This is a genomic window from Cyclobacteriaceae bacterium (genome assembly GCA_025808415.1).
Classification (GTDB): domain Bacteria; phylum Bacteroidota; class Bacteroidia; order Cytophagales; family Cyclobacteriaceae; genus UBA2336.
Genome location: CP075525.1, coordinates 3506033 through 3531565 on the forward strand (window position 1 = coordinate 3506033; position 25533 = coordinate 3531565).

A 25533-nucleotide genomic window follows, 5' to 3' on the forward strand; every position below is an offset into this window, starting at 1 on the left:
TTTTTGGTAAGCTCATTATCGTAAAACTTTCAAATTTATTTACAAACTGCAAGAGAAACAGCACATTAATGTTTCTATTTTTGGGGCAGTATGACTATACTATACTCCTTTACCATTGCTGCTATCCGTTTCTTTTATTTCATCGCCAGTTTTTTCGATGGCAAAGCCCATGCATTTGTAACAGGCCGGGCCGACTTTTTTAAACGGTTTCAAAAAGCTTTTGCCCAGGAGATCAATCCGGTTATATGGGTGCATTGTGCATCGCTTGGTGAATTTGAACAAGGGCGACCGGTTATTGAAAAATTAAAAACAGAGTTCCCGCATTATAAAATACTGCTAACTTTTTTCTCGCCTTCCGGCTATGAGGTTAGAAAAAATTACCGCTATGCCGATTATGTTTTTTACCTCCCGTGGGATTCGCACAACCATGCAACACGCTTTATCGAAATATGCAACCCGGTATTGGCTATTTTTGTAAAGTATGAATTCTGGCTTCACTACTCGAGTGAACTAAAAAAAAGAAACATACCCCTGCTTTCCATCTCTGCTATTTTTCGTCCATCTCAAATATTTTTTAAACCTTATGGCGGCTTTTATCGCACCGTCCTTAAAAACTTCTCCTGGTTTTTTGTACAGAACGATGAATCAGTACGCTTGCTGAAAGAAATAAATATAAAATCAGTATCGCGTGCGGGAGATACACGGTTCGACCGGGTTAACCAACTGGTCAGGCAAGACAATGAAATACCCATTGCCAAAAATTTTAAGGGAACCGATAAGGTAATGGTGGTAGGCAGTTGTTGGCGCGAAGATCTGGATGTACTTATACCGTTCATCAACGATCATTATTTTAGTTTAAAGTTCATTATTGCACCACATGAAATTACAGAAGCATTTTTATCAGAGATAGAAGGTGCGTTAAATACAAAATGCATCCGCTATTCGCAGGCCATGGGTAACCTTGAAGAGTACCATGTTTTAATAATTGATAATGTAGGTATGCTTGGCCGGCTTTACCGGTATGGTGAGTTTGCTTATGTGGGCGGGGCCTTTGGAAAAGGTTTGCACAACATTCTTGAAGCTGCCTGCTATGGCATACCTGTTTTTTTTGGCAACAAAAATTATGAAAAATTCCAGGAGGCAGTTGATTTGATAAACCGTGGCGGTGCGTTTGAAGTAGAGGATTACCGGGAAATGAAAGCCAAATACGAATCGGTTAACCTTCCGGAAAATTTTTTATTAGCCTGTGACGTTACCCGCTTATACGTTGAAGAAAACCTTGGTGCTACCGACAAAATAATGGATTACTGCACGCCATTATTATCAAAATCATGATAGGACTGGTGAAACGTTCTACCGGCTCATGGTACGATGTGTACTTGGAAGATGGTCGGATACTTGCATGCCGTACGCGAGGTAAACTTCGGTTGGAGGGTTTTAAAGAATCCAACCCTGTTGCCGTTGGTGATTATGTTGAACTGGACATCGAAAATGACGGAGGTGTTATCTATAAAATACTGGATCGGAAAAACCATATCCTCAGGCAATCGGTAAAAAAAACCGGTCATGCCCATGTGCTGGCCGCCAACATCGATCAGGCCGTTCTGGTTGTTACCATGATCCTTCCACGAACATCTTCAGGTTTTATCGACAGGTTTTTGGTCACGGCAGAAGCTTACGACATTCCACAGGCAATAATTTTTAACAAACAGGATGTATTGGACCACGAAAGCCTTGACCTGCAAAATCAACTCATCGAAACATACACCAGGATTGGCGTACGCTGCCTTAAAATTTCAGCCCTTACGGATGACCTTAATGAAGTACAGGAATTATTAAAAAATAAAACTTCCCTCATTGCCGGTCATTCCGGTGTCGGCAAATCAACACTGCTCAATAAACTTTCACCAGAAATAAACCAAACAACTTCAGGCATTTCGGGTTTCTCTGAAAAAGGAACACACACCACTACGTTCGCTGAGATGTTCCGCATCAACAACCAAACATTTGTTATCGATACGCCCGGGATAAAAGAATGGGGGCTTGTGAATATTTCGGGCGAAGAACTTTCTGATAATTTTCCGGAAATGCGTGCCTTGCGTTCTGAATGCAAATACGGGTATCGGTGCCTGCACGTAAATGAACCCCGGTGTGCAATAAAGCACGCTGTTGAGGAAGGTGAAATTGCCACTAGCCGGTATGCCAACTACCTGAGTATGCTTTCAGGTGAGGATAACCGGAAATAAAAAAAGTCTATACGTAGGTTGTTGATGTATTCTTCTTCAGCAACTTCAGGTATTTTAAAGCAACCCCAAAATTCAACAACCTGAGATTCAATTTAATCTCATAACGAATTCTTTCATTTAAGGCTTGCCGCTCCTTTACTGATCTGTTTAATGAAAGTATTTTTTCACAAACTTTGTATGTACTCATGGAGTACCTGCTCAGGACCTTAAACTGGCTGACTGACAGGGCATTTTTAACAATACGCTTTTTTACAAGCACCTCCTTTGAATACCGATACTTAAAAAACCTGGATGACCGAACCCAGAAGTCAAAATCCTCGTAGATCAACGATTCATCGTATCCACCCAATTTATCCATTACCGTTTTTCTAAACATTACGGTTGGTGGGCAGATGAAATACCGTTTAATAATTTCTGTATAAATATCTCCTTGCGGGATGAAGTGATGCGGAAACCTGTCGGAATGGTTTTGCAAAAACTTTCCGTCTTCATCCATAACAATTGCATCGGAAAAATGCACGCCAAATTCTTTACCGGCTTCCTCCAAAGCTTCAACCCCAATCTTCACCCGGTCTGCCAGCAAAACATCATCAGCGGCAAGATCAATCAGGTATTGCCCTTTTGCCATCGCTAAACCCATATTAAACGCTCTGCAATTGCCAACATTCTCCTTCAACAACAGCATTTCGAGTTGTGGATATTGAACCTTTAACTGTTTAATCATATCCTGACTACCATCTGAACTGCAATCATCTACCACAATAAGTTGAACCGATGGGTACGATTGGTTAAGCACCGACTCAATCGCTTCACGTATAAACCTTTTTTGATTATAGCACAAACAAATTACCGATACCAATGGCGGGCCCATGCTTACGCAAGATCTTTGGTAAAGGTGAGCTTCGCAGTAGGATGCGCCCCAAGGCGTAACTTAAAATCAAGCAAGGAAAAATTAGGTTGGTTGTCCAAGGCAGATGTTCCCAAATCCAATAACCTGATTCGCTGGTGTTGACACCAGCCGTACATGCCGTCAATCAGCATCACTACGGGGCTCCAGGCATCATACCGGGAATGGTGCGCGGAATAAAAATTATACAGAATATCATCCATAACCCGAATGGCGATACTTGCCGCTGCGCGTTCGTATCCTTTCATCACTTCAAAAAAAACAAACTGACTTGGAAATGCTTCTACGGTACGTTCCAGCATAACCTGTGTCATGGAAAGTGTATATCCCTTTTCCTTTCGGGCATTTAAAATAAACTGAAAAATTTCATCAACGGGATTTACGGTAGCAGATGTAAATACAAACTCAGCTTCACGGGCCTGTTTCAATTTTCGAACTTCCCAATCATCCATTTTTGTATCAAGTAATTCATCAGAAACGGATATCACCGCACCCGCCTCTGCAGTTTGAACCTGATACCCTGCATTACTCAATAACACGTAAAGTAGCTGCAGCTGATTGGATTGATATGCTATGGGCGGATTAGTATAGACAACTTGTTTAATCCCCAAGGCCCTTAATGCATTTTCAACAAATCCAATAAAACGAAATATGATTTCGGCCGGGAGCGATCCAGTAAAGGCAAATGATCCAAACGATGCTTTTAATGGACTAACGGCAACATGATCTTTCACATGCACATGAACAGCACCTTGAATAGTTTTATGTTTTTGATTGAGAACATAGAATGATCGCCAGCCGCTTTCAGCCTGCAACTTCAAATGCCTGTTATCATGAAAAATTGAGGCTTTGAAATCTTCGCGATAGTCAGCCGGTGGTGCCTGATCCGTAAAGTGGTAATCGTTCAATAGGGAATACCGATTTTCTTAAATATAAAATGCATTAACCAGGCAGGACCAATAAGGAGGAATTGAAGATCTTTAAAGAAGGAGGGTTTTTTTCCTTCCACTTTATGACCATAGAACTGCCCAATCCAGGCTACTACAAAAATACCAAGGCAAATGGCCCACAGGGGTGCAATGTTTAACCCGGCAACAACCTTAACTAAAAACAGGCACAGCGCGGCAAACAACATCATGCCCAGGCTTAGCGGTATAGAAAGCGTTACGTAATATACAATGGCCAGTACCAATACTACGGTTGCCCAATGGGCATACGGGCTGTCGCCTAAAAACCCCCTGACAAAACCTGAGGGAATAGAAGCAACCAAACCCACTACACTAAAGAAAATTAGTGGAACACAGATCCAATGAATGGCTTTATTGGTTTCGTTTTGATGACTTTCACCATATTCCGAAAGCAGGGCATCGATTCGTCTCATTGCAGTTCTATTTATGTGGTTGAAGTTAATGATCTATTTACAATCCTCAAATCAACTCAATTTTGTTTTTACCCTGGCCCAATCCTTTATTTGCCAAAATACTTTGCCTGTGGTTAAATGGTTGCCTTTGGCATCATGAATTTTAACTTCACAAGGAACAACTACAGCCTCCTGAGTTTGTAAAGGTTGGATTACTTTTTCCTGCAGCCAGTCAGACGAAATGGTAAACTCAGCAGTTGCATCCATCTTTCCCTGGTAGTGATAGTCCATTTCCATGCGTTGCATAATAATGCGGTACTTCTTCATGTCCAGGCTGCTGAGTAAAAGAAAACCGGTTGTAAATTCTGATATGGTAGCCAGGCCGCAGGCGTGCAATCCTTTAATGTGATTGAAATTGCTCCGCTTATACGGCATCAATGTTTTCAGTCGGAATTCATTCACTTCCAATACTTTGAATCCGTGCGGTTTATTGAATGGGATCATCCGGCTAAGCGACCAGTTAAGTAGCATTAGGTGGAACTTTGAAGTTCTGGCTTTCAATAGTATTTCATCGGGGCTAAACATAGGCTGAATCAGGTTTATGGTGTCTAAAGATAAAATTTTTGCAACCCAATCCACCAGTCCTCGTTAAGTGGAACTAACCAATTTCTGTTTCCCTCCTAATCCCAGCCTTTTCAGTTAACATTAACCGTGCTGCCATGAAAAAGAAAATTTCATTAGTGGATATTGTATTAATGATGCCTGCCCTGGCTGCGTTACTCTATGGGATTTTAAGATAAGGGCAGTATTTTGCGGCATGAAGAAAATAATTGTTCTTGGTGCCGGGCTGGTGGGTAAAGCCATGGCTATTGACCTTGCAAAATCCTTTGATGTTACCTCCACCGATATAAATGAGGATGCGCTGGACAGCGTTGCTGCGCATGGTATAAAAACTAAAAAGTCCGATCTCTCAAATCTTCAGCAACTCGCTGGCCTTTTAAAACCATTCGATCTGGTTGTGGGGGCTGTGCCCGGTTTCATGGGCTTTCAAACCGCCAAGACCGTAATTGAAGCCGGTAAAAATATGGTGGATATTTCGTTTTTTCCGGAAGATCCGTTTCTCCTCGATGAGCTTGCCAAAAAGAATAACGTTACCATCGTTACCGATTGTGGTGTTGCCCCTGGTATGGGCAATGTTATTCTGGGTTACCACAATAAGCGAATGAAAATCAATTCTTATGAATGCCTGGTAGGCGGGCTGCCTGTGGTGCGTGAATGGCCTTATGAATACAAAGCTGTGTTCTCCCCTATTGATGTTATTGAAGAATATGTTCGACCGGCTCGTTACGTTCAAAACGGAGCGGTAGTTATAAAAGAAGCTTTAAGTGATCCGGAACTAATCCCTTTTGATCAGGTGGGTACATTAGAGTCGTGGAATTCGGATGGTTTGCGTTCACTCATCAAAACCATGCCGAACATTCCCAACATGATTGAAAAAACGTTGCGCTACCCAGGTTGTATCGAATACCTGCGCGTGTTGCGCGACACCGGGTATTTTTCTTATGATGAGATTGACATCAAAGGTGTTAAAGTGAGGCCCATTGATGTAACCGCTAAACTCCTTTTTCCTAAGTGGAAACTAAAACCCGGTGAAGAAGAGTTTACTGTGATGCGTATTCGGATTGAAGGTGAGGAAGATGGTGCTCCAAAAATATATCAATACAATTTACTTGACCGAACCGAGAAAACTACCGCAACACTTTCCATGGCGCGTACAACCGGGTATACGTGCACTGCCGTTGTTCATTTGGTGGCTGATAACAAATTCAACCGCAAGGGCATTTGCCCGCCAGAGTATTTAGGAGAAGACGAGAATGATTTCAAGTTTATTTTGAGTTACCTGAAAGAGCGGGGGGTGAATTATAAAACAGACATAAGTAGCAAGTAGTAAGTAGCAAGCAAAAATGAACTAACGCTCTGAAACTCAATACCACGTAAAATATAATTTATATCTTGCCTGAATTAACCATGGACTGATGCAGAAAAAACAGGCTACTTTATTCCAGGCGCTGCTCCCCATACTTGTTCTGATTGCGTTGCTTACTTTAAATGTGACCGTATTCGGATCGGATGCGATTGGCGGTGCCAATCAAATTGTATTGCTCCTCGCTGCCGGTGTGGCCGGCTTAGTGGCCTGGTATTTAGGTTACACCTATACCGAAATTAACAGCAGCATTGTTAAAAGCATTAGCTCGGCCATGTCGGCCATCATTATTTTGCTCACCATCGGTTCACTTTCTGGTACCTGGCTGCTAAGCGGTATTGTTCCAGCCATGATTTATTACGGTATTAAAATCCTTAATCCTACCATTTTTCTATTTGCAGCTTGTATAGTAAGCGCCATTGTTTCCCTGGCCACTGGCAGTTCATGGTCTACCATTGCCACCGTGGGTATTGCCTTGCTGGGCATTGGCCAGGCACTTGATTTACCCGTTGGGGTGGTTGCCGGAGCCATTATATCAGGTGCTTATTTCGGTGATAAAATGTCGCCCTTATCCGATACCACCAACCTGGCGCCCGCTATGGCGGGCACCGATTTGTTTACGCACATCCGGTACATGGTATACACTACCATTCCATCATTGGGCATTACACTTGTTATTTTCCTGGTGTGGGGCTTTACATTTAATACAAGCGCTGCACAAACCGATTCAGATGCGGTGCTTTCGGCATTGGAAGCATCCTTCAATTTAAGTCCGCTGTTATTCATTGTTCCTGCCCTGGTCATTTTCATGATCGTTAAACGCGTACCGGCCGCACCGGCATTACTGGTTGGGGCATTGTTGGGTGGTTTATTTGCTGTTATTTTTCAACCGCAGGTTGTCAACCAGGTTTCAGGCATTGATGGCGACTATTTAAAATCATCGTTTGTTGCCGTAATGAATGCCTTATCCACCACCATTCATGTTCAAACGGATGACGCACAAATCAATGAACTGCTTACCGGCAAAGGCATGTACGGTATGTTAAATACTGTATGGTTGATTATCTGCGCCATGATTTTTGGTGGCGTAATGGAATCGTGTGGGTTGTTAAAACGCATTGCTGATGAAATCATCAAGTTTGCCCATTCTACGGGATCATTGGTAACATCAACAGCCGCCACCTGTCTATTCTTTAATGTTACCGCCTCCGATCAATACATGGCCATAGCCGTGCCCGGCCGTATGTATGCCGATACCTATCGCAAACGTGGCTTAAAGCCAGAAGTGTTAAGCCGAACACTGGAAGATTCCGGAACGGTTACCTCTGTACTGGTTCCGTGGAATACCTGTGGTGCTACGCAAGCTGGTGTGCTGGGAATAGCCACAGCCGTATACGCTCCTTATACATTTTTTTGTATTATCAGTCCGTTCATGACGGTACTTTTTGCTTATTTGAATATTAAGATTCGCAGGTTGGATGACAAGCAGGAAAACCCCGCACCTTAACGGGAACATAACCATTTCACATGAAGAGATAAACGACCTTCCGTTACGGTCGTTTACGGGAAAAATTGTTTTGGTTCAGGAAGCGTCAAAGCTGGGCCGGGCTTTTGAGGAAATCCATGAACATGCCTATATCGGCTTTGATACGGAAACCAGGCCAAGTTTTAAAAAGGGCGTCCTGCATAAGGTATCACTTTTGCAAGTAGCCATACCGAACAAAGTTTTTTTAGTTCGCCTTAACCAAACCGGTTTCACCAAACACATTATTGATTTTGTTGAAAATGATTCTTTAGTAAAGGCCGGTGTGGGCATCCGGGACGACATCAAAGCCATGCAAAAACTTTCGCGCTTTGAACCTGGTGGTTTTACTGAACTGTCGACCCTGGCTAAAGAAGCCGGTTTACAGGTGGAGAGTGTAAAAAAACTTTCTGCATTATTGCTTGGCTTTCGTATATCAAAAGGTGCCCAAACCTCCAATTGGGAAGCGCCAACCCTTACCCAAAAACAATTGGAGTATGCTGCTACTGATGCCTGGGTTTGCCTGGAGATTTATAAAAAACTAAAAGGGTAACAGACCTCCAAGGTCTTTGAGACCTTGGAGGTCTTGATAAAAAATGGAAACGGGTAAACTATATCACCTCTACACCCATGCCAACGGAGCAGAAGATCTTTTTAAAGAGACTACCAATTAGGAATATTTTCTTAATCAGTATAAAAAATACATTAGCCCGGTAGCCGATACATTGGTTTTCTGTTTAATGCCCAATCATATCCATTTTTTAGCTCGTTTAAAAAATCATCAGGTTCTTGAGCCGGAAACAAAATCGAACAAACAAATTACACAACCATTTAGCAACCAGTTTAATTCCTATACGAAGGCCTACAATAAAAAATACAACAGAATGGGAAGCTTATTCATCCCGAATTTCAAACGTAAACCTATTGAAGACAACGACTACCTAACTCGGGTTATCCTTTATATTCACCTAAATCCAGTGCATCATGGGTTTGTCAAGTTCCCATCTCTTTGGGAGTGGAGTTCATTCAATATAATCGCAGATGAAGGTGAATCGTGGATAAAGAAAAATGAAGTGATTAATTGGTTTGGGACTAAAGAAAAGTTTTTAAATCAACATCTAACAGACCTCCAAGGCCTGTAAGGCCTTGGAGGTCTTACAACATCTTCCGCTTCAAACTCCTTCGCGCCAGCAACGAACTGATGATAGTGAGAACAGCGCCTAGCAGCATAGCCGCTCCTGGTAAATACACCGGTGCATTTGCTCTGGAAAAATAAGCAAACAAGTTGTTCATTAAAGGCGGACCAACAATTGCCGTAATGCTCATCAAACTGGTAAAGCCCCCTTGCAATTCTCCCTGCTCATTGGGCGGCACTATGCCCGACATAATTCCCTGAAGGGCCGGGCCGGCAATCCCACCTAAGCAATACACCACGGTAATGGCATACATCATCCAGCCTTCTGTTGCCAAACCGAACAATAAAAATCCCAGTGCATATAAACTTAAGCCAACATAAACGCTTCGCTCCTGCCCCAGCTTGGGTATGATCAAACGGATAAGCCAGCCCTGAATAACGGCCGATACTAACCCAACCACGCCCAATGAAATACCAATGGCACGTTCATCCCACGCAAATTTCTCGATGGTGTAATACGACCAGTTACTTTGTACCGCATGACTGGATATGTAAAGAAACGCCAGCGACACAAATAACCCGGCAATTACCGGGTAGCGAAAAAGACTTTTTAGCGTACCCACCGGGTTGGCCCTTTTCCATTCAAACTTTCTGCGATTCTCAGGTTTTAACGATTCGGGCAGTATAAACAATCCATACAACCAATTCAGCAATGTAAGGGCAGCCGCAACCATAAACGGAATGCGCGAACCATAACTTCCCAACAACCCGCCAATCACCGGGCCGATAATAAATCCTAATCCGAAAGCCGCACCGATGATCCCAAAATTCTGTGCACGTTTTTCAGGTGTACTGATGTCGGCAATGTAAGCGCCTGCGGTAGTAAAACTCGCGCCCATAATTCCGGCTATTACACGCCCCACAAAAAGCCAACCCAACGTGGGGGCAAAAGCGAGGAATAAATAATCCAAACCAAAGCCAAACAACGAAGCCAGCAATACAGGCCTTCGCCCGAAACGATCGCTTAATCCGCCAACAATTGGCGAACAGATAAATTGCATGATGGCATATACCGAAACCAGCCAACCTCCGTAAGCTGCCGCTTCACTCAGCGAACCATGGCTAAGCTCCTGTATCAGCTTTGGTAATACCGGAATAATTATTCCAAGACCGGTAACATCAATAAGCAACGTTATAAAAATGAAGCCAAGGGCGGGCTGGCGGTGAGAGGGCATAAAATGGGAAGTTTCAATTATGCCAAAATAAGGCATTTATAAGGCAAATTCTGCATAAACACAAAAAGTGACATGGGCTGTCAGTACAAGTTTCCTAAATTAGGGTATCATTGAATCAATATTGGCTTAAAAAAGACGACCCCGGTTTTGCCAGGGCCGTCTTAAATGTTTTCACAACGGAATAAATAACAAAAAAGCCCCACCGAGGCAGGGCTGAGAAATTCTTCGGCTTATAGCCTTATTGTGATTTGCAAGAGTAAAGTTAAAGACATAATTAAAATAGACAAGCATATGAGCAAAATTTTAGGACTTGACTTAGGAACAAACTCGATCGGTTGGGCTTTACGAAACCCGAACGCGACAGAAAATCAAATTGAAAAATTCGGAGTGCTGACTTTTAACAAGGGGGTAGGATTAGGAAAAACGGGCGAATATTCCTATGCAGCCGAACGCACAAAAAAACGTTCGACAAGAAGACTATACCAAGCCCGAAAATACCGGCTATGGGCTACGCTTGAAGCCCTGATAACCGAAGGTTATTGTCCGTTAACTATTGCAGACTTAAACAAATGGCGACATTACAGCAAGGAAGAAGCGCGCAAGAATAACAACGCAGGGCGTGTTTATCCGATTTGGAATACAGCATTTGATGCCTGGATAAAATTAGATTTTGATAATGACGGCAAGCCAGACTACACAAGCCCGTATCAATTGCGTAAAGAATTAGCGGAAACACAGCTGGATTTTAATGAAGAAATAAACCGTTTTAAATTAGGCAGGGCCTTGTACCACATTGCGCAACGAAGAGGGTTTAAAAGTAGTCGCAAAGGTGCCGATGACGTAAAAGAGGAAGAAGTTGATGTTGTTGATGGGAATGAGACTACACTTCAGAAATCAGAGCAAAAGAAAACAAACAAACTGAAAGAATTATTTCCTGATTATGATTCTTCAGTACCTATTGGAGTTTTCCTGGCAAACAAAGAAAATGAGGGACAAAGAATTCGACTTGATATTACACAATACCTTGTTCGTGAAAATTATAAAGATGAAATAAAGTACATTTTTAAAACGCAAGAATTAGGTCTTGAACATCCACTTTTCACTTCGTTGTGTGTTGCCTTTAAAACAATTAGAAATGGCAAAGAAAAGAGCTACATAGGTGGTGCAATTTTTTACAAACGTCCATTGCGCTCGCAAAAAGGTCTAATTGGCCTGTGTACATTAGAACAAGAAACACGAATAGATAAAAAAACAAGAAAACAAATTCAAACGGGCAAATACCGCGCGCCCATCAGCCACCCAGCTTTTGAAACCTTCCGGGCTTGGGCATTTTTAAACAACCTTAAATTCAAACCATCTGCCGGGGAGAAACTTTCCTATACAAACAATCCTAATGAGGCTAACAAAATTGAACTTCCTCTTTTGCAAGAGCTATACGAAAAATTCTTCTTGCGAACCAAAGGCTATTTTCCATTCTCGGAAATTGTCGAATTTTTAAAGAAAAAAGGGAAAGATTGGCAATTCAATTACTCGCTTAAAACAACTGTAACCGGATGCCCTGTCTCGGCTCGGTTAAAAGACATTTTTGGTGATGATTTTTTGAATGTAAAGATTAAGAAAGACACAAAATCAAAATCCGGAAAGGATTACTACGATATTGAGGATATTTGGCACGTTTTATTTAGCTATGAAGACCAGGAGTATGTGGCTGAATTGGCTGAGCACAAATTGAAACTTGAACCTGAGAAAGTAAAAAAATTTGTAATTGCATGGAACGCTTTACCCGTTGGTTACGGCATGTTGAGCTTGAATGCAATAAATAAAATAAATGTCTTTTTACAGAAAGGCTTAATTTATACCGAGGCTGTTTTGTTGGCCAATATTCCTGAAATCTTGGGTAAAGATTTATGGCAACAAAATGAAAAAATGCTGTTAGACAGCATTGGTGAGGTTATTGAAGAAAATCGTCAGCAAAAAACGATTCTTACCATTGTAAACAATCTTATTTCAAAACACAAAAATCTTGAAGCAAATGAAAAGTTTGGCAGTAAAAATTATATAATAGATGAGAGTGATTTAAAGCAGATTCAAATCACCATTGAAGAAACTATCGGAAAAGGTAAGTGGAATAGCTTTTCTGAACAGAGTAAGAAACGCATATTTGATACCGTTAAAGACTGTTATCAAGCCTATTTTACTAAACATGGAATTGTCAGGGATTCCGGAAGTAAAGAACGAATTGTCACCATTCAATCAAACGGCAGAAAATATTACAGGACTGAGTCGGGTTATTACCAGTTGCCCAAACTAATTGATACATTAAAAGCGTTTCTACTTGATAACTTTGAAAGTCTTGACGAGAAGAGACTCTCAAAAATTTATCATCCTTCTGAAACCAATATTTACCCGCCTGCTAAGACTGATAAGGATGGAGTACTAAAGCTCGGCAGCCCCAAAACAGGTTCGTTTAAAAACCCAATGGCTATGCGCACCTTACATGAACTGCGTAAGTTGATGAACTACATGATTGAAACCAATCAGATCGACAGCGAAACAAGAGTTGTGGTAGAGGTTGCGCGAGAGCTAAACGATGCCAACAAACGTTGGGCCATTGAAACCTGGCAACGCCAGCGCGAAGCAGAAAATCAGGAGTTTGCAGAGGCCATCAAGCAGCTTCTAAGCGAAGATGGAAGCATTAAAGCAAGCGCGTCAAGTAATGACGACATTGATAAGGTGCGCTTGTTTTATGAACAAAATGCTGAACAAATACTGCCGGAAGTTGCGGAAGCAGAAGGGGACGAGAAAGGGAAAAAGAAAAGAAAAAAATCTACTCAAAAAGATGAAGCCATCCGTTGGAGTGGACACGGTAAAAAACTGATTGATAAATATAGGTTATGGAAAGAACAGGGCTACCAGTGCATATATACAGGCCGGTTTATCAAGTTAACGGATTTGTTCAATGAAAACGTCATTGATTTTGAACACACACTTCCACGAAGCAAATCCTTTGATAATTCTTTGGCTAACCTTACTGTTTGTTTTGCAGACTATAATCGCAGTGTCAAGAAAAATCAAATTCCTACCCAGCTTCTCAATTATGATAAAGAACATGACTTTGGCGGGAATATTGGAAAGTGCTCGGCCATAAAACCAAGATTAGAAACGTGGGAAGAGAGAGTAAAACGCATCAAACAACAAATTGATTTTTGGAAGACAAAATCCAAAAGAGCGGCTGATAAAACCTGGAAAGACGATGCCATTCGCCAACGGCACCTGTGGCAAATGGAATTGGATTACTGGCAAATCAAATTGGATAGGTTTACGATTACCGAGATTACAAGTGGATTCAAAAACAGCCAAAAGGTGGACACACAGCTTATTTCAAAATATGCATTCCATTATTTGAAAACCTATTTTGACAAAGTGGATGTACAGAAGGGAAGCATAACATCGGAATTCAGAAAAATTTACCAACTGCAGCCTCCCGATGAGAAGAAAGATCGAAGCAGACATTCCCACCATGCCAAAGATGCGGCAGTATTAACGCTTATTCCTGTGGCCGCCAAACGCGATGCTATTTTAGAAAGGTATTATGAAGCGAAAGAAAAAAATCCAAAAGCCACATTTAAAGAAGAGCCTTATAAAGGTTTTAAGCGAGAGTTTATTTGGAGTATTAACGACAATGTTTTGATAAACAACATTACCAACAATCAGGAATTAACACCTGCCAAGCGAAAAGTACGCAAACGCGGTAAAGAAGTATTTATTGAAAAACCGGATGGAACGAAGGTCAACAAATGGGCAACAGGAGATAGTATCCGGGGGCAACTGCACCAGGAAACTTTTTATGGTGCAATAAAGCCTGCTAGAAAAGGAGAAAAAGGAAATTTATTGAAAGATGAAGAAGGAAAATTCATTCAGGAAGAGAGTTTAAAGTACGTATTAAGAATTCCATTTACCGCTGATTTCACCGGTGTTGATAAAATAGTTGATGAGGGATTGAAAAAGCAAATAAATGAACACGTTCAAAGAGCTGGGAGTTTTAAGAAAGCTTTTGAAGAAGGTATTTACTTGTTAGACAAAAATGGAAAGCCTAACGGAAATAAAATAAGGCATATACGTGTATGGGCAAGTGTTTCGGAGCCCCTGGCAATTAAAAAACAAACCAACCTCTCTGATAAAGAATATAAGCAAAGTTATTGGGCGGCTAATGGAGAAAATTTTGCATATGGACTTTATGAAAACAAGCAAAACCAAAGGGGTTTTAGAATATTGAATCTTTATGATGCTGCGAAATTAAAAAAGACTTCAGCAATTTTAGAAGAAATGTTTGAACCGGAAATCGAAATACAGAAGCCTAAGGCCAGAGTTCAACTAAAGTATGTGCTCACCTCAGGATTGAAAGTGATTTTCTTAAACGAAAACTTATCCGAGCTTAGAGAGTCGGATGTTGATGAAAAAGAAATTTCTAATCGTCTTTATGTAATTGAAGGTTTTGAGAAAGACGGTCGTATCAGGTTCAAGCATCATATAGACAGCAGGACTGATAATCATTTGAAAGAACTGGAGGAAAGCTTTGGTAAGGCAATTTGGCAAGGGTTTTCAAAGATGAATTTCGAATCACCGTATCCTAAATTAAAACTTTCAAAAGACAATCTGAATATTGCAGTCGAAGGTTATGATTTTGAAATAAAAATGGACGGAAAAATAAAATGGAGATAGGCCTCTACATTAATGACGTTTAAAAGAGTACGAAAAATTTAAACTAATTATATTACTATACACACATAGACCAGACAGGTTTTTTAAAACCTGTCTGGCCTCAGGTCTTAAATATTTAAAATTTTAAAACTGGTGGAACCTGGAAAATACTACCACATTTACACCCATGCCAATGGCAGCGAAAACCTGTTTCGGGAAGGAGAGAACTACCGTTACTTCCTTCAACGTTTTGGGAGTTTTATTCCACCTGTAGCGCATACGCTGGCCTACTGCCTTATGCCCAACCACCTGCACCTGTTGGTGCAAATCAAAAATGAAAGCAGCCTGGCCGAGGCATTGAAAGAATTGAAAAGGATTAGAACTACAGATCTGACAGGTTTTAAAAACCTGTCAGATCTTGATTTCGCAAACCTGTCAGGTCTTACGGTACTCCAGTTTAGCCACCTTTTCAATGCCTACTCCAAGGCCTATAATAAAATGTACAATCGCATGGGCTCATTGTTCACCCGTTCGTTTCACCGCAAAGAAATCCAAAGCGATCAGCAACTTACATCCGTTATACGCTACATCCACTATAATCCGGTTGGCCATGGTTTTACCAAACACCCGGGAGAGTGGCCTTGGAGTTCATACACTACCTTGCTTTCACGCAACAAGCCCGATTGGTTAGCAGGCGAGTGGCTGATCCAATGGTTTGGCAGCCTTACCGAATTTCAAAAAATGCATGAACCGCCCGTGAAAAATCCTGAAAGCACCTGAATTCAGTAAACCTCATCGTCATGGTCAAACGCACGCTTTATTTTGGGAACCCAGCCTATCTAAGTACACACCTGGAACAGTTAGTGGTACGCCTGCCCGAAGTAGAGAAAAATGAAACCTTGCCAGATGGTTTTAAACAAGAAGCACAGGCTAAAATTCCTATCGAAGACATAGGTGTAGTTATTCTGGACCATCAGCAAATCATTATCACGCAGGCATTAATGGCCAAGCTATTGGCCAACAACACCGCATTCATCACCTGCGACAACACACACCACCCCTCAGGTTTAATGCTTAACCTGTCAGGGCATACCTTGCAGGCCACACGTTTTAAAGATCAGCTTGGTGCATCGCAACCCTTGCTCAAGCAGCTTTGGCAACAGACCATAAAAGCCAAAATTAAAAACCAGGCACTGCTGCTTGGCCGGCAAAGCATTGAATCGGGCAATATGCATAAGTGGGCAAAGGATGTGCTGTCGGGCGATCCTGACAACCTGGAGGCACGGGCAGCAGCCTATTATTGGAAAAATATTTTTCCCGAAGTGCCCGGCTTCAGGCGTGAACGCGGTGGCATACCCCCTAACAATTTATTAAACTACGCCTACGCGATAATACGTGCTATTGTTGCACGCAGCCTGGTGGGTTCAGGGTTGTTGCCTACATTGGGCATACACCATCATAACAAGTACAACCACTATTGCCTGGCCGATGACATCATGGAACCGTACAGGCCCTTTGCCGATGCCCAGGTGCTGGAATTGATCCGTAATGGTGAAGATTATTCAACACTTACACCCTCGGTAAAGAAACAATTGCTCATGCTGCCATCGGTTGATGCAATCATTAAAGGAGAACGTAGCCCTTTGCAAATAGCCGTTCAGCGCACTACTGCTTCGCTGGCCAAGTGCTTTGAAGGAACCGATAAAAAAATACTGTACCCCGAACTGCCCTCGTAAACATGCGACTGAACGAATACCGTGTTATGTGGATCATGGTACTTTTCGATTTGCCCACCGAAACCAAGCAAGACCGGAAGAACTATACGGAATTCAGAAAGAAGATGATGAAGGATGGCTTTACCATGTTTCAGTTTAGCGCCTACCTGCGCCATTGCCCCAGCCAGGAAAATGCCGAAGTGCATATAAAGCGAATAAAGAAAAACCTGCCGCCCCGCGGGCACGTGGGCATATTGCGCATTACCGACAAGCAGTTTGGCATGATGCAGATTTATTATGGTAAGGAAGAAAAAGAGAAGCCCCCGATACCCCAACAGCTTGAGCTTTTTTGAGGTTCCGGAGGCTTCTTTTGACATGAATGAGCGGTTTTTTTCTGTAAAAACCGCTGCAACTGGTTGGTATTCATAGCCCCAGGCCTAAATGGCATGTCAAAGATCGTTTACTGAAAGCAAATCACAACGTTGTGATTATGATTTCCATATTTTTTGAACATGTCAAAGATCGTTTACTGAAAGCAAATCACAACTCGATTGAACCAGTAGAACCAAGGGCAGCACATGTCAAAGATCGTTTACTGAAAGCAAATCACAACATAATAGAGGCTGCTAGCGTGTCACCTTTGCATGTCAAAGATCGTTTACTGAAAGCAAATCACAACAATTACCTTTCCTTCATGAAGGACTGCTTTCATGTCAAAGATCGTTTACTGAAAGCAAATCACAACGTGCGTGTTTCTTTTCATAAAAAAGAAAGGCATGTCAAAGATCGTTTACTGAAAGCAAATCACAACCATGTGGTAAGGATGTAAACCTGCAGGATTCATGTCAAAGATCGTTTACTGAAAGCAAATCACAACGTAGTGGCGTGAACCTTGCGAATTCATTAGCATGTCAAAGATCGTTTACTGAAAGCAAATCACAACAGCCGATTAGCAACGGTATATTTATTTCGACATGTCAAAGATCGTTTACTGAAAGCAAATCACAACAATGAAGGCGATCAGCCTCAGCAAAATAAGCATGTCAAAGATCGTTTACTGAAAGCAAATCACAACTGTATGTTACTTCATTTGTAACTACATACGCATGTCAAAGATCGTTTACTGAAAGCAAATCACAACGGATCACCGTTTGCATCTGTTCCAACAAAGCATGTCAAAGATCGTTTACTGAAAGCAAATCACAACACCGGTGGAACAATTGAAATCAGAACTGGCATGTCAAAGATCGTTTACTGAAAGCAAATCACAACGTTGATGGCAATTCAATAACACCGGTTAACATGTCAAAGATCGTTTACTGAAAGCAAATCACAACAAGGACTATGAGATGATAAACCATATCAGCATGTCAAAGATCGTTTACTGAAAGCAAATCACAACCTGTAAGGTTATGGCGCTGCGTGTTACGGTCATGTCAAAGATCGTTTACTGAAAGCAAATCACAACAATAAGCCGGTACGGCCTTCGGTAAATTTCCATGTCAAAGATCGTTTACTGAAAGCAAATCACAACTAATTACCTTCAGCTACCCATAACCATTACCATGTCAAAGATCGTTTACTGAAAGCAAATCACAACAGTTTACTTTTTTCTTTGTAAAATACCAACATGTCAAAGATCGTTTACTGAAAGCAAATCACAACTATTTCGGTTTTGTGCCACCCATGGACCGTCATGTCAAAGATCGTTTACTGAAAGCAAATCACAACCAAAGACTTGCTGCCTGAAGTATGCCGCACATGTCAAAGATCGTTTACTGAAAGCAAATCACAACCATACGGTCTTGTAGTTGCTCACCAGTACTCATGTCAAAGATCGTTTACTGAAAGCAAATCACAACTGAAACACGATAGTTAATTCCTGCCGATGACATGTCAAAGATCGTTTACTGAAAGCAAATCACAACCAACCAATGCTTCATATTTATCTTTCGCTCATGTCAAAGATCGTTTACTGAAAGCAAATCACAACAATAAGCCGGTACGGCCTTCGGTAAATTTCTCATGTCAAAGATCGTTTACTGAAAGCAAATCACAACATCGCTGTTAAGGCGGTGAAATTCTTTTTTCATGTCAAAGATCGTTTACTGAAAGCAAATCACAACAAGTGTGAACAGGTAACCGTTGGTTACTTGCATGTCAAAGATCGTTTACTGAAAGCAAATCACAACTGTCTGTGCGCCTCCCAGCACGTTTACCCGCATGTCAAAGATCGTTTACTGAAAGCAAATCACAACCATTTCGTGTTGCGGGTTACGGGTTGCAGCATGTCAAAGATCGTTTACTGAAAGCAAATCACAACTTCTTTTGCTGTGTTCGTTTCGTCTAACACATGTCAAAGATCGTTTACTGAAAGCAAATCACAACTGACGGAGTTTGTGCCGCACTGTTGATGAACATGTCAAAGATCGTTTACTGAAAGCAAATCACAACGCTGGAGTTGTTTCAACGTTCAATACCACGCATGTCAAAGATCGTTTACTGAAAGCAAATCACAACAATAGCATCGTTTACCGTTTCGTGGAGCAGCATGTCAAAGATCGTTTACTGAAAGCAAATCACAACATTGCCCTACCCTTATTTTTCTGAATCCCGCATGTCAAAGATCGTTTACTGAAAGCAAATCACAACGTGCGCGAGTTTACTCAAATGGGTTTTCCGCATGTCAAAGATCGTTTACTGAAAGCAAATCACAACCAAGTGCGCAAATACTTAATAGTGTGGCAACATGTCAAAGATCGTTTACTGAAAGCAAATCACAACTTAAACTTAGCAAGTAATCAAATCCAAAATCATGTCAAAGATCGTTTACTGAAAGCAAATCACAACCCAAATTTTTGCACCTTGTGCAACGAAATGCATGTCAAAGATCGTTTACTGAAAGCAAATCACAACCTTTGGACGGTTGTAAACGGTGGCGATTTCCATGTCAAAGATCGTTTACTGAAAGCAAATCACAACGCTGCAATCATCGTCCGTGTATTTCGCGGACATGTCAAAGATCGTTTACTGAAAGCAAATCACAACCACTGTTGATGAATTCCCAAATAACGTTTTCATGTCAAAGATCGTTTACTGAAAGCAAATCACAACTTAAATAATGTATTTGCCGTTATTCTTAAACATGTCAAAGATCGTTTACTGAAAGCAAATCACAACAAAGCCCCTACGCGCAAATAAATTCAAGAACATGTCAAAGATCGTTTACTGAAAGCAAATCACAACTATCTATCTCTACTTTCTCTTTCCTCTCTACATGTCAAAGATCGTTTACTGAAAGCAAATCACAACTATATTTTTTTGCAATTACATCTTTACATTCATGTCAAAGATCGTTTACTGAAAGCAAATCACAACCTTACATTTAAAGCTGTTGTGGTTTGTCCGCATGTCAAAGATCGTTTACTGAAAGCAAATCACAACTTCTCTTGTTTCTTCAATGCCATGTAGTGGCATGTCAAAGATCGTTTACTGAAAGCAAATCACAACCACGCAATGTCAGTTCCATCACTTGTTAATCATGTCAAAGATCGTTTACTGAAAGCAAATCACAACTGTAGATGCCGCTAACCGTGTTTATGGAACCATGTCAAAGATCGTTTACTGAAAGCAAATCACAACGTGTGTCAAAGCCTCCAAAGTTAGCTGTTACATGTCAAAGATCGTTTACTGAAAGCAAATCACAACTAAAAAGAATCCTACATGGCCGGTTGTTGCCATGTCAAAGATCGTTTACTGAAAGCAAATCACAACCTCAAACGATCGGGCAAGGGCTGAAGCTGCATGTCAAAGATCGTTTACTGAAAGCAAATCACAACCGCCAAGCCTTTGCCGCCCACATTGCGCGGCATGTCAAAGATCGTTTACTGAAAGCAAATCACAACCAGACAGAGTCAGGATATACTCCAGAACTTCATGTCAAAGATCGTTTACTGAAAGCAAATCACAACTGCTGAAATTGTCAACAAATCGCCTTATCTCATGTCAAAGATCGTTTACTGAAAGCAAATCACAACATTGTCGTTCTTGTGGTTATGCTGATAATCCATGTCAAAGATCGTTTACTGAAAGCAAATCACAACAAACCTAAGCGTATGGAGTAGTAATTATCACATGTCAAAGATCGTTTACTGAAAGCAAATCACAACCTTGCCCCTGATGGCATTATTACCGTTGTGCATGTCAAAGATCGTTTACTGAAAGCAAATCACAACTAAAAAGAATCCTACATGGCCGGTTGTTGCCATGTCAAAGATCGTTTACTGAAAGCAAATCACAACTGAAACACGATAGTTAATTCCTGCCGATGACATGTCAAAGATCGTTTACTGAAAGCAAATCACAACCGTCAGCGTTTACAGGGTCAATAACAGTACCATGTCAAAGATCGTTTACTGAAAGCAAATCACAACATCAATCTCCCATGAATAATTTTCCTGCTCCATGTCAAAGATCGTTTACTGAAAGCAAATCACAACTACGTCAATCATAGACCATGTTTCTGTTTACATGTCAAAGATCGTTTACTGAAAGCAAATCACAACTATATGGTCTCTCATTTCACGGTCTGAAATCATGTCAAAGATCGTTTACTGAAAGCAAATCACAACCTGGCGTTCTTATTGAATGCCGGTTTTATACATGTCAAAGATCGTTTACTGAAAGCAAATCACAACTTAGAAATGTTTAAGTAATTTAGATTATGGCATGTCAAAGATCGTTTACTGAAAGCAAATCACAACGTTGAAGGTTATTTGGACGTAATTAAAATCATGTCAAAGATCGTTTACTGAAAGCAAATCACAACGCAAAGGTGATGAACTTTGCAAACCAGCCACATGTCAAAGATCGTTTACTGAAAGCAAATCACAACGTGGTAGCCTTTAGGTAGTTTCGCTATTTCCATGTCAAAGATCGTTTACTGAAAGCAAATCACAACACCAAATTCCGCTGTAAGTTCTCTTTCTTTCATGTCAAAGATCGTTTACTGAAAGCAAATCACAACCGGCTTTTGAGCAGTATGGTCACGGCCTAACATGTCAAAGATCGTTTACTGAAAGCAAATCACAACGCTTATGCTTGGCAGCGATTACATATATTCATGTCAAAGATCGTTTACTGAAAGCAAATCACAACGCCAGGGTGCGCACCGTTAAGCCAGTGCCCCATGTCAAAGATCGTTTACTGAAAGCAAATCACAACGAAGTATATACAACTGCATTAACTACAACGCATGTCAAAGATCGTTTACTGAAAGCAAATCACAACTCCGAGTTCTGTGTTGCATTCGGATATTGACATGTCAAAGATCGTTTACTGAAAGCAAATCACAACGACCAATCAATATCATCAATATTGATAAAGCATGTCAAAGATCGTTTACTGAAAGCAAATCACAACATGGCGGTTTACCAGCACCTTTCCATCGTTCATGTCAAAGATCGTTTACTGAAAGCAAATCACAACATTAATCCTTGGAATGGAACAACAAATGAACATGTCAAAGATCGTTTACTGAAAGCAAATCACAACCGAAACCCGCAACCCGCGACAAGGCCACCGCATGTCAAAGATCGTTTACTGAAAGCAAATCACAACAATGTGTTGTTTAGTTTCCATTCCTTCGGACATGTCAAAGATCGTTTACTGAAAGCAAATCACAACTATGGCACCATCACTAATACGCAAAAATCCCATGTCAAAGATCGTTTACTGAAAGCAAATCACAACCAATTGCTTGAAATACTCAGGTTCTTTATCATGTCAAAGATCGTTTACTGAAAGCAAATCACAACCACAATGCCCTTGTAATGAAATACGCGAAGCATGTCAAAGATCGTTTACTGAAAGCAAATCACAACTTATTTTTTTCTGATGTGCCCTGGAAAAACATGTCAAAGATCGTTTACTGAAAGCAAATCACAACTTAATGCTTTTCACGGATTGTAAGGAATGGCATGTCAAAGATCGTTTACTGAAAGCAAATCACAACACAAAGTTGATTCAGATGACCCGAACTTTACATGTCAAAGATCGTTTACTGAAAGCAAATCACAACAATTCAACTTCTGTACTTTCGTTCTTGTTTCATGTCAAAGATCGTTTACTGAAAGCAAATCACAACATAAAGAATACGAAGGGCAAAGCCAGGGAACATGTCAAAGATCGTTTACTGAAAGCAAATCACAACTCGCTCATATCGCATTTGTCAGCTATGCTCCATGTCAAAGATCGTTTACTGAAAGCAAATCACAACACCATAACCTCAGCATATACCAACCTATACATGTCAAAGATCGTTTACTGAAAGCAAATCACAACAAATGGTGCTGGGTAATCCCTCAATGCCCGCATGTCAAAGATCGTTTACTGAAAGCAAATCACAACTACCGAATGTATCTTGATTCTGCTTCAATACATGTCAAAGATCGTTTACTGAAAGCAAATCACAACTCTCTCGGGGTATTGGCGTTCGTTGCCCCTCATGTCAAAGATCGTTTACTGAAAGCAAATCACAACGGAGGCGCACAGACCGCCTACATTCAACGCATGTCAAAGATCGTTTACTGAAAGCAAATCACAACAGCTTCTTAGCTCTCTGATTAAGTCAATCTCATGTCAAAGATCGTTTACTGAAAGCAAATCACAACTATATCCAAAAGCTCGTCTAAATTCATTTCCATGTCAAAGATCGTTTACTGAAAGCAAATCACAACCTTGCGCCCGATGGCATGATTACTGTAGTGCATGTCAAAGATCGTTTACTGAAAGCAAATCACAACCCTATCGCGAAACAACAGACCTTACTCAGACATGTCAAAGATCGTTTACTGAAAGCAAATCACAACAAGGTTATCGCCTGTTGCCATGGCAACAGCCATGTCAAAGATCGTTTACTGAAAGCAAATCACAACTCGCCTTAATTTTGCCTTTTATTGTAACACCATGTCAAAGATCGTTTACTGAAAGCAAATCACAACTATCAACCCGCACTTCCAACCACTTGTGTTCATGTCAAAGATCGTTTACTGAAAGCAAATCACAACTATGCTTGTGTATTGACAGTACAATGCTACCATGTCAAAGATCGTTTACTGAAAGCAAATCACAACGAAAAACACAAACTTGCCAGCGACATCATGCATGTCAAAGATCGTTTACTGAAAGCAAATCACAACATAGTTTTTAATGTTTAAATTTTCTCAAATCATGTCAAAGATCGTTTACTGAAAGCAAATCACAACCAGCATAGGGTTGCTAATATGGCCGACTCGCATGTCAAAGATCGTTTACTGAAAGCAAATCACAACTTTATTGGTTAGACCACTCTTGGAAAAAACCATGTCAAAGATCGTTTACTGAAAGCAAATCACAACATGAAGATAAAAGAAACACGGGGGCGCAAGCATGTCAAAGATCGTTTACTGAAAGCAAATCACAACTTAAACGTGCAGCGGGAAATCAATGACGAACATGTCAAAGATCGTTTACTGAAAGCAAATCACAACAGGATCACTGTAGGTCCACGAAGCCGGCAACATGTCAAAGATCGTTTACTGAAAGCAAATCACAACCCTAACCGGCAACACAGCCAATAGGGGTGTCATGTCAAAGATCGTTTACTGAAAGCAAATCACAACAAGAAGGTTATTTATAAGTGCATCGGATAGCATGTCAAAGATCGTTTACTGAAAGCAAATCACAACTCTTACCATTAGCATCCTCATGAAGATCATCATGTCAAAGATCGTTTACTGAAAGCAAATCACAACATTCACAACCGGTTCAGGAATAAACATTAACATGTCAAAGATCGTTTACTGAAAGCAAATCACAACTACGAATTGCTGTGGCTCGCCTAATTGGGCCATGTCAAAGATCGTTTACTGAAAGCAAATCACAACTTATAGCTGATCGTAAAATCTGAAAGTGATCATGTCAAAGATCGTTTACTGAAAGCAAATCACAACAGGCGGTCCAGTGCGTTACTGAATGCCCTCATGTCAAAGATCGTTTACTGAAAGCAAATCACAACAAGACAGCAACAACACTGACTACTAACGTACATGTCAAAGATCGTTTACTGAAAGCAAATCACAACAGGATTACAGAGATAAACAAGGTCAACAGCCATGTCAAAGATCGTTTACTGAAAGCAAATCACAACGGTTGTTGAAGGATCACCTACGGCAGATTTCATGTCAAAGATCGTTTACTGAAAGCAAATCACAACCTTCATCGTTGTACCGTCACCCGTGCGGCTCATGTCAAAGATCGTTTACTGAAAGCAAATCACAACTATAAGCACACGGGTGCTATAGCATCTTTACATGTCAAAGATCGTTTACTGAAAGCAAATCACAACGCTGAGGGGTTAATTATAGCCCTTTTGCTGCATGTCAAAGATCGTTTACTGAAAGCAAATCACAACGCTTCAGCGTCAAAGTGCCCGGCCAGCAGCCATGTCAAAGATCGTTTACTGAAAGCAAATCACAACTTGCTTGGTCAAGTATTGATAACGTGGCGACATGTCAAAGATCGTTTACTGAAAGCAAATCACAACACTATGATGATGGTTCTATATATTCAAGTCATGTCAAAGATCGTTTACTGAAAGCAAATCACAACAGAAACGGAAAGTATGTTTCACGTTACTCTCATGTCAAAGATCGTTTACTGAAAGCAAATCACAACGGTTGAATATTTT

At 40.9% G+C, this 25533-nt stretch carries 15 protein-coding genes and 1 CRISPR repeat array (1 of these 16 running past the window's edge); of the genes, 10 read left to right on the top strand and 5 right to left on the bottom strand.

Going from position 1 to position 25533, the window contains the following annotated elements:
• The first annotated feature begins 90 nt into the window (after positions 1–90).
• Positions 91–1335 carry a 3-deoxy-D-manno-octulosonic acid transferase gene (locus KIT51_15515; GenBank protein UYN86258.1) on the top strand — a complete coding sequence of 415 codons (1245 nt, stop codon included), beginning with the start codon at positions 91–93 and terminating at the stop codon, positions 1333–1335.
• On the top strand, positions 1332–2246 hold the full coding sequence (gene rsgA / locus KIT51_15520) for a ribosome small subunit-dependent GTPase A (GenBank protein ID UYN86259.1): 915 nt from the start codon (positions 1332–1334) through the stop codon (positions 2244–2246). The genes KIT51_15515 and rsgA overlap by 4 nt, the downstream gene beginning before the upstream one ends.
• Before the next feature lie 7 nt (positions 2247–2253).
• Here rsgA and KIT51_15525 read toward each other — a convergent pair whose 3' ends face one another.
• From KIT51_15525 to KIT51_15540, 4 genes are read right to left on the bottom strand one after another with little or no spacing between them, the layout of a single operon-like run.
• The gene (locus KIT51_15525; protein ID UYN86260.1) at positions 2254–3117 is read right to left on the bottom strand and encodes a glycosyltransferase; all 864 of its coding nucleotides are present in this window, start codon (positions 3115–3117) and stop codon (positions 2254–2256) included.
• A 2-nt stretch (positions 3118–3119) separates the two neighbouring features.
• A complete protein-coding gene (locus KIT51_15530) occupies positions 3120–4061 on the bottom strand; it encodes a GNAT family N-acetyltransferase (protein UYN86261.1) in 942 nt (313 codons plus the stop codon).
• The gene (locus KIT51_15535; GenBank protein ID UYN86262.1) at positions 4058–4534 is read right to left on the bottom strand and encodes a DUF962 domain-containing protein; all 477 of its coding nucleotides are present in this window, start codon (positions 4532–4534) and stop codon (positions 4058–4060) included. The genes KIT51_15530 and KIT51_15535 overlap by 4 nt, the downstream gene beginning before the upstream one ends.
• Positions 4535–4585: 51 nt before the next feature.
• The gene (locus KIT51_15540) at positions 4586–5098 is read right to left on the bottom strand and encodes a DUF4442 domain-containing protein (GenBank protein ID UYN86263.1); all 513 of its coding nucleotides are present in this window, start codon (positions 5096–5098) and stop codon (positions 4586–4588) included.
• 232 nt (positions 5099–5330) lie between these two features.
• Between KIT51_15540 and KIT51_15545 the strand changes: the two genes are divergently transcribed.
• The 4 genes from KIT51_15545 to KIT51_15560 all read left to right on the top strand — a co-directional run bounded on the left by KIT51_15545 (position 5331) and on the right by KIT51_15560 (position 9161).
• Positions 5331–6461, top strand: coding sequence for a saccharopine dehydrogenase NADP-binding domain-containing protein (locus KIT51_15545; protein UYN86264.1), 1131 nt, complete (start codon positions 5331–5333; stop codon positions 6459–6461).
• A gap of 88 nt (positions 6462–6549) precedes the next feature.
• Positions 6550–8004 carry a Na+/H+ antiporter NhaC gene (gene nhaC, locus KIT51_15550; protein ID UYN86265.1) on the top strand — a complete coding sequence of 485 codons (1455 nt, stop codon included), beginning with the start codon at positions 6550–6552 and terminating at the stop codon, positions 8002–8004.
• Complete coding sequence (locus KIT51_15555) at positions 7976–8572, top strand: 3'-5' exonuclease domain-containing protein 2 (protein ID UYN86266.1); 597 nt, start codon at positions 7976–7978, stop codon at positions 8570–8572. Before nhaC ends, KIT51_15555 begins: the two co-directional genes overlap by 29 nt.
• Before the next feature lie 187 nt (positions 8573–8759).
• Positions 8760–9161, top strand: coding sequence for a hypothetical protein (locus tag KIT51_15560; GenBank protein UYN86267.1), 402 nt, complete (start codon positions 8760–8762; stop codon positions 9159–9161).
• 13 nt (positions 9162–9174) lie between these two features.
• Here the strand turns inward: KIT51_15560 and KIT51_15565 are convergent, their stop codons facing one another.
• Positions 9175–10389: a TCR/Tet family MFS transporter gene (locus KIT51_15565; GenBank protein UYN86268.1), complete on the bottom strand. Its 1215-nt coding sequence runs from the start codon at positions 10387–10389 to the stop codon at positions 9175–9177.
• A 711-nt stretch (positions 10390–11100) separates the two neighbouring features.
• On the opposite strand from KIT51_15565, the gene KIT51_15570 reads away from it, so the two are divergent.
• The 4 genes from KIT51_15570 to cas2 all read left to right on the top strand — a co-directional run bounded on the left by KIT51_15570 (position 11101) and on the right by cas2 (position 17158).
• Positions 11101–15111 carry a hypothetical protein gene (locus KIT51_15570; protein UYN86269.1) on the top strand — a complete coding sequence of 1337 codons (4011 nt, stop codon included), beginning with the start codon at positions 11101–11103 and terminating at the stop codon, positions 15109–15111.
• Positions 15112–15222: 111 nt separating this feature from the next.
• Positions 15223–15870, top strand: coding sequence for a transposase (locus KIT51_15575; protein UYN88607.1), 648 nt, complete (start codon positions 15223–15225; stop codon positions 15868–15870).
• Positions 15871–15890: 20 nt separating this feature from the next.
• On the top strand, positions 15891–16826 hold the full coding sequence (gene cas1, locus KIT51_15580) for a type II CRISPR-associated endonuclease Cas1 (GenBank protein ID UYN86270.1): 936 nt from the start codon (positions 15891–15893) through the stop codon (positions 16824–16826).
• Between the two features lie 26 nt (positions 16827–16852).
• Positions 16853–17158 (top strand): CRISPR-associated endonuclease Cas2, encoded by a 306-nt coding sequence (cas2, locus tag KIT51_15585; protein UYN88608.1) that lies wholly within the window; start codon positions 16853–16855, stop codon positions 17156–17158.
• A gap of 92 nt (positions 17159–17250) precedes the next feature.
• Positions 17251–25533: direct repeats of the CRISPR family, unit length 36 nt; unit sequence CATGTCAAAGATCGTTTACTGAAAGCAAATCACAAC; it runs 713 nt beyond the window's last position.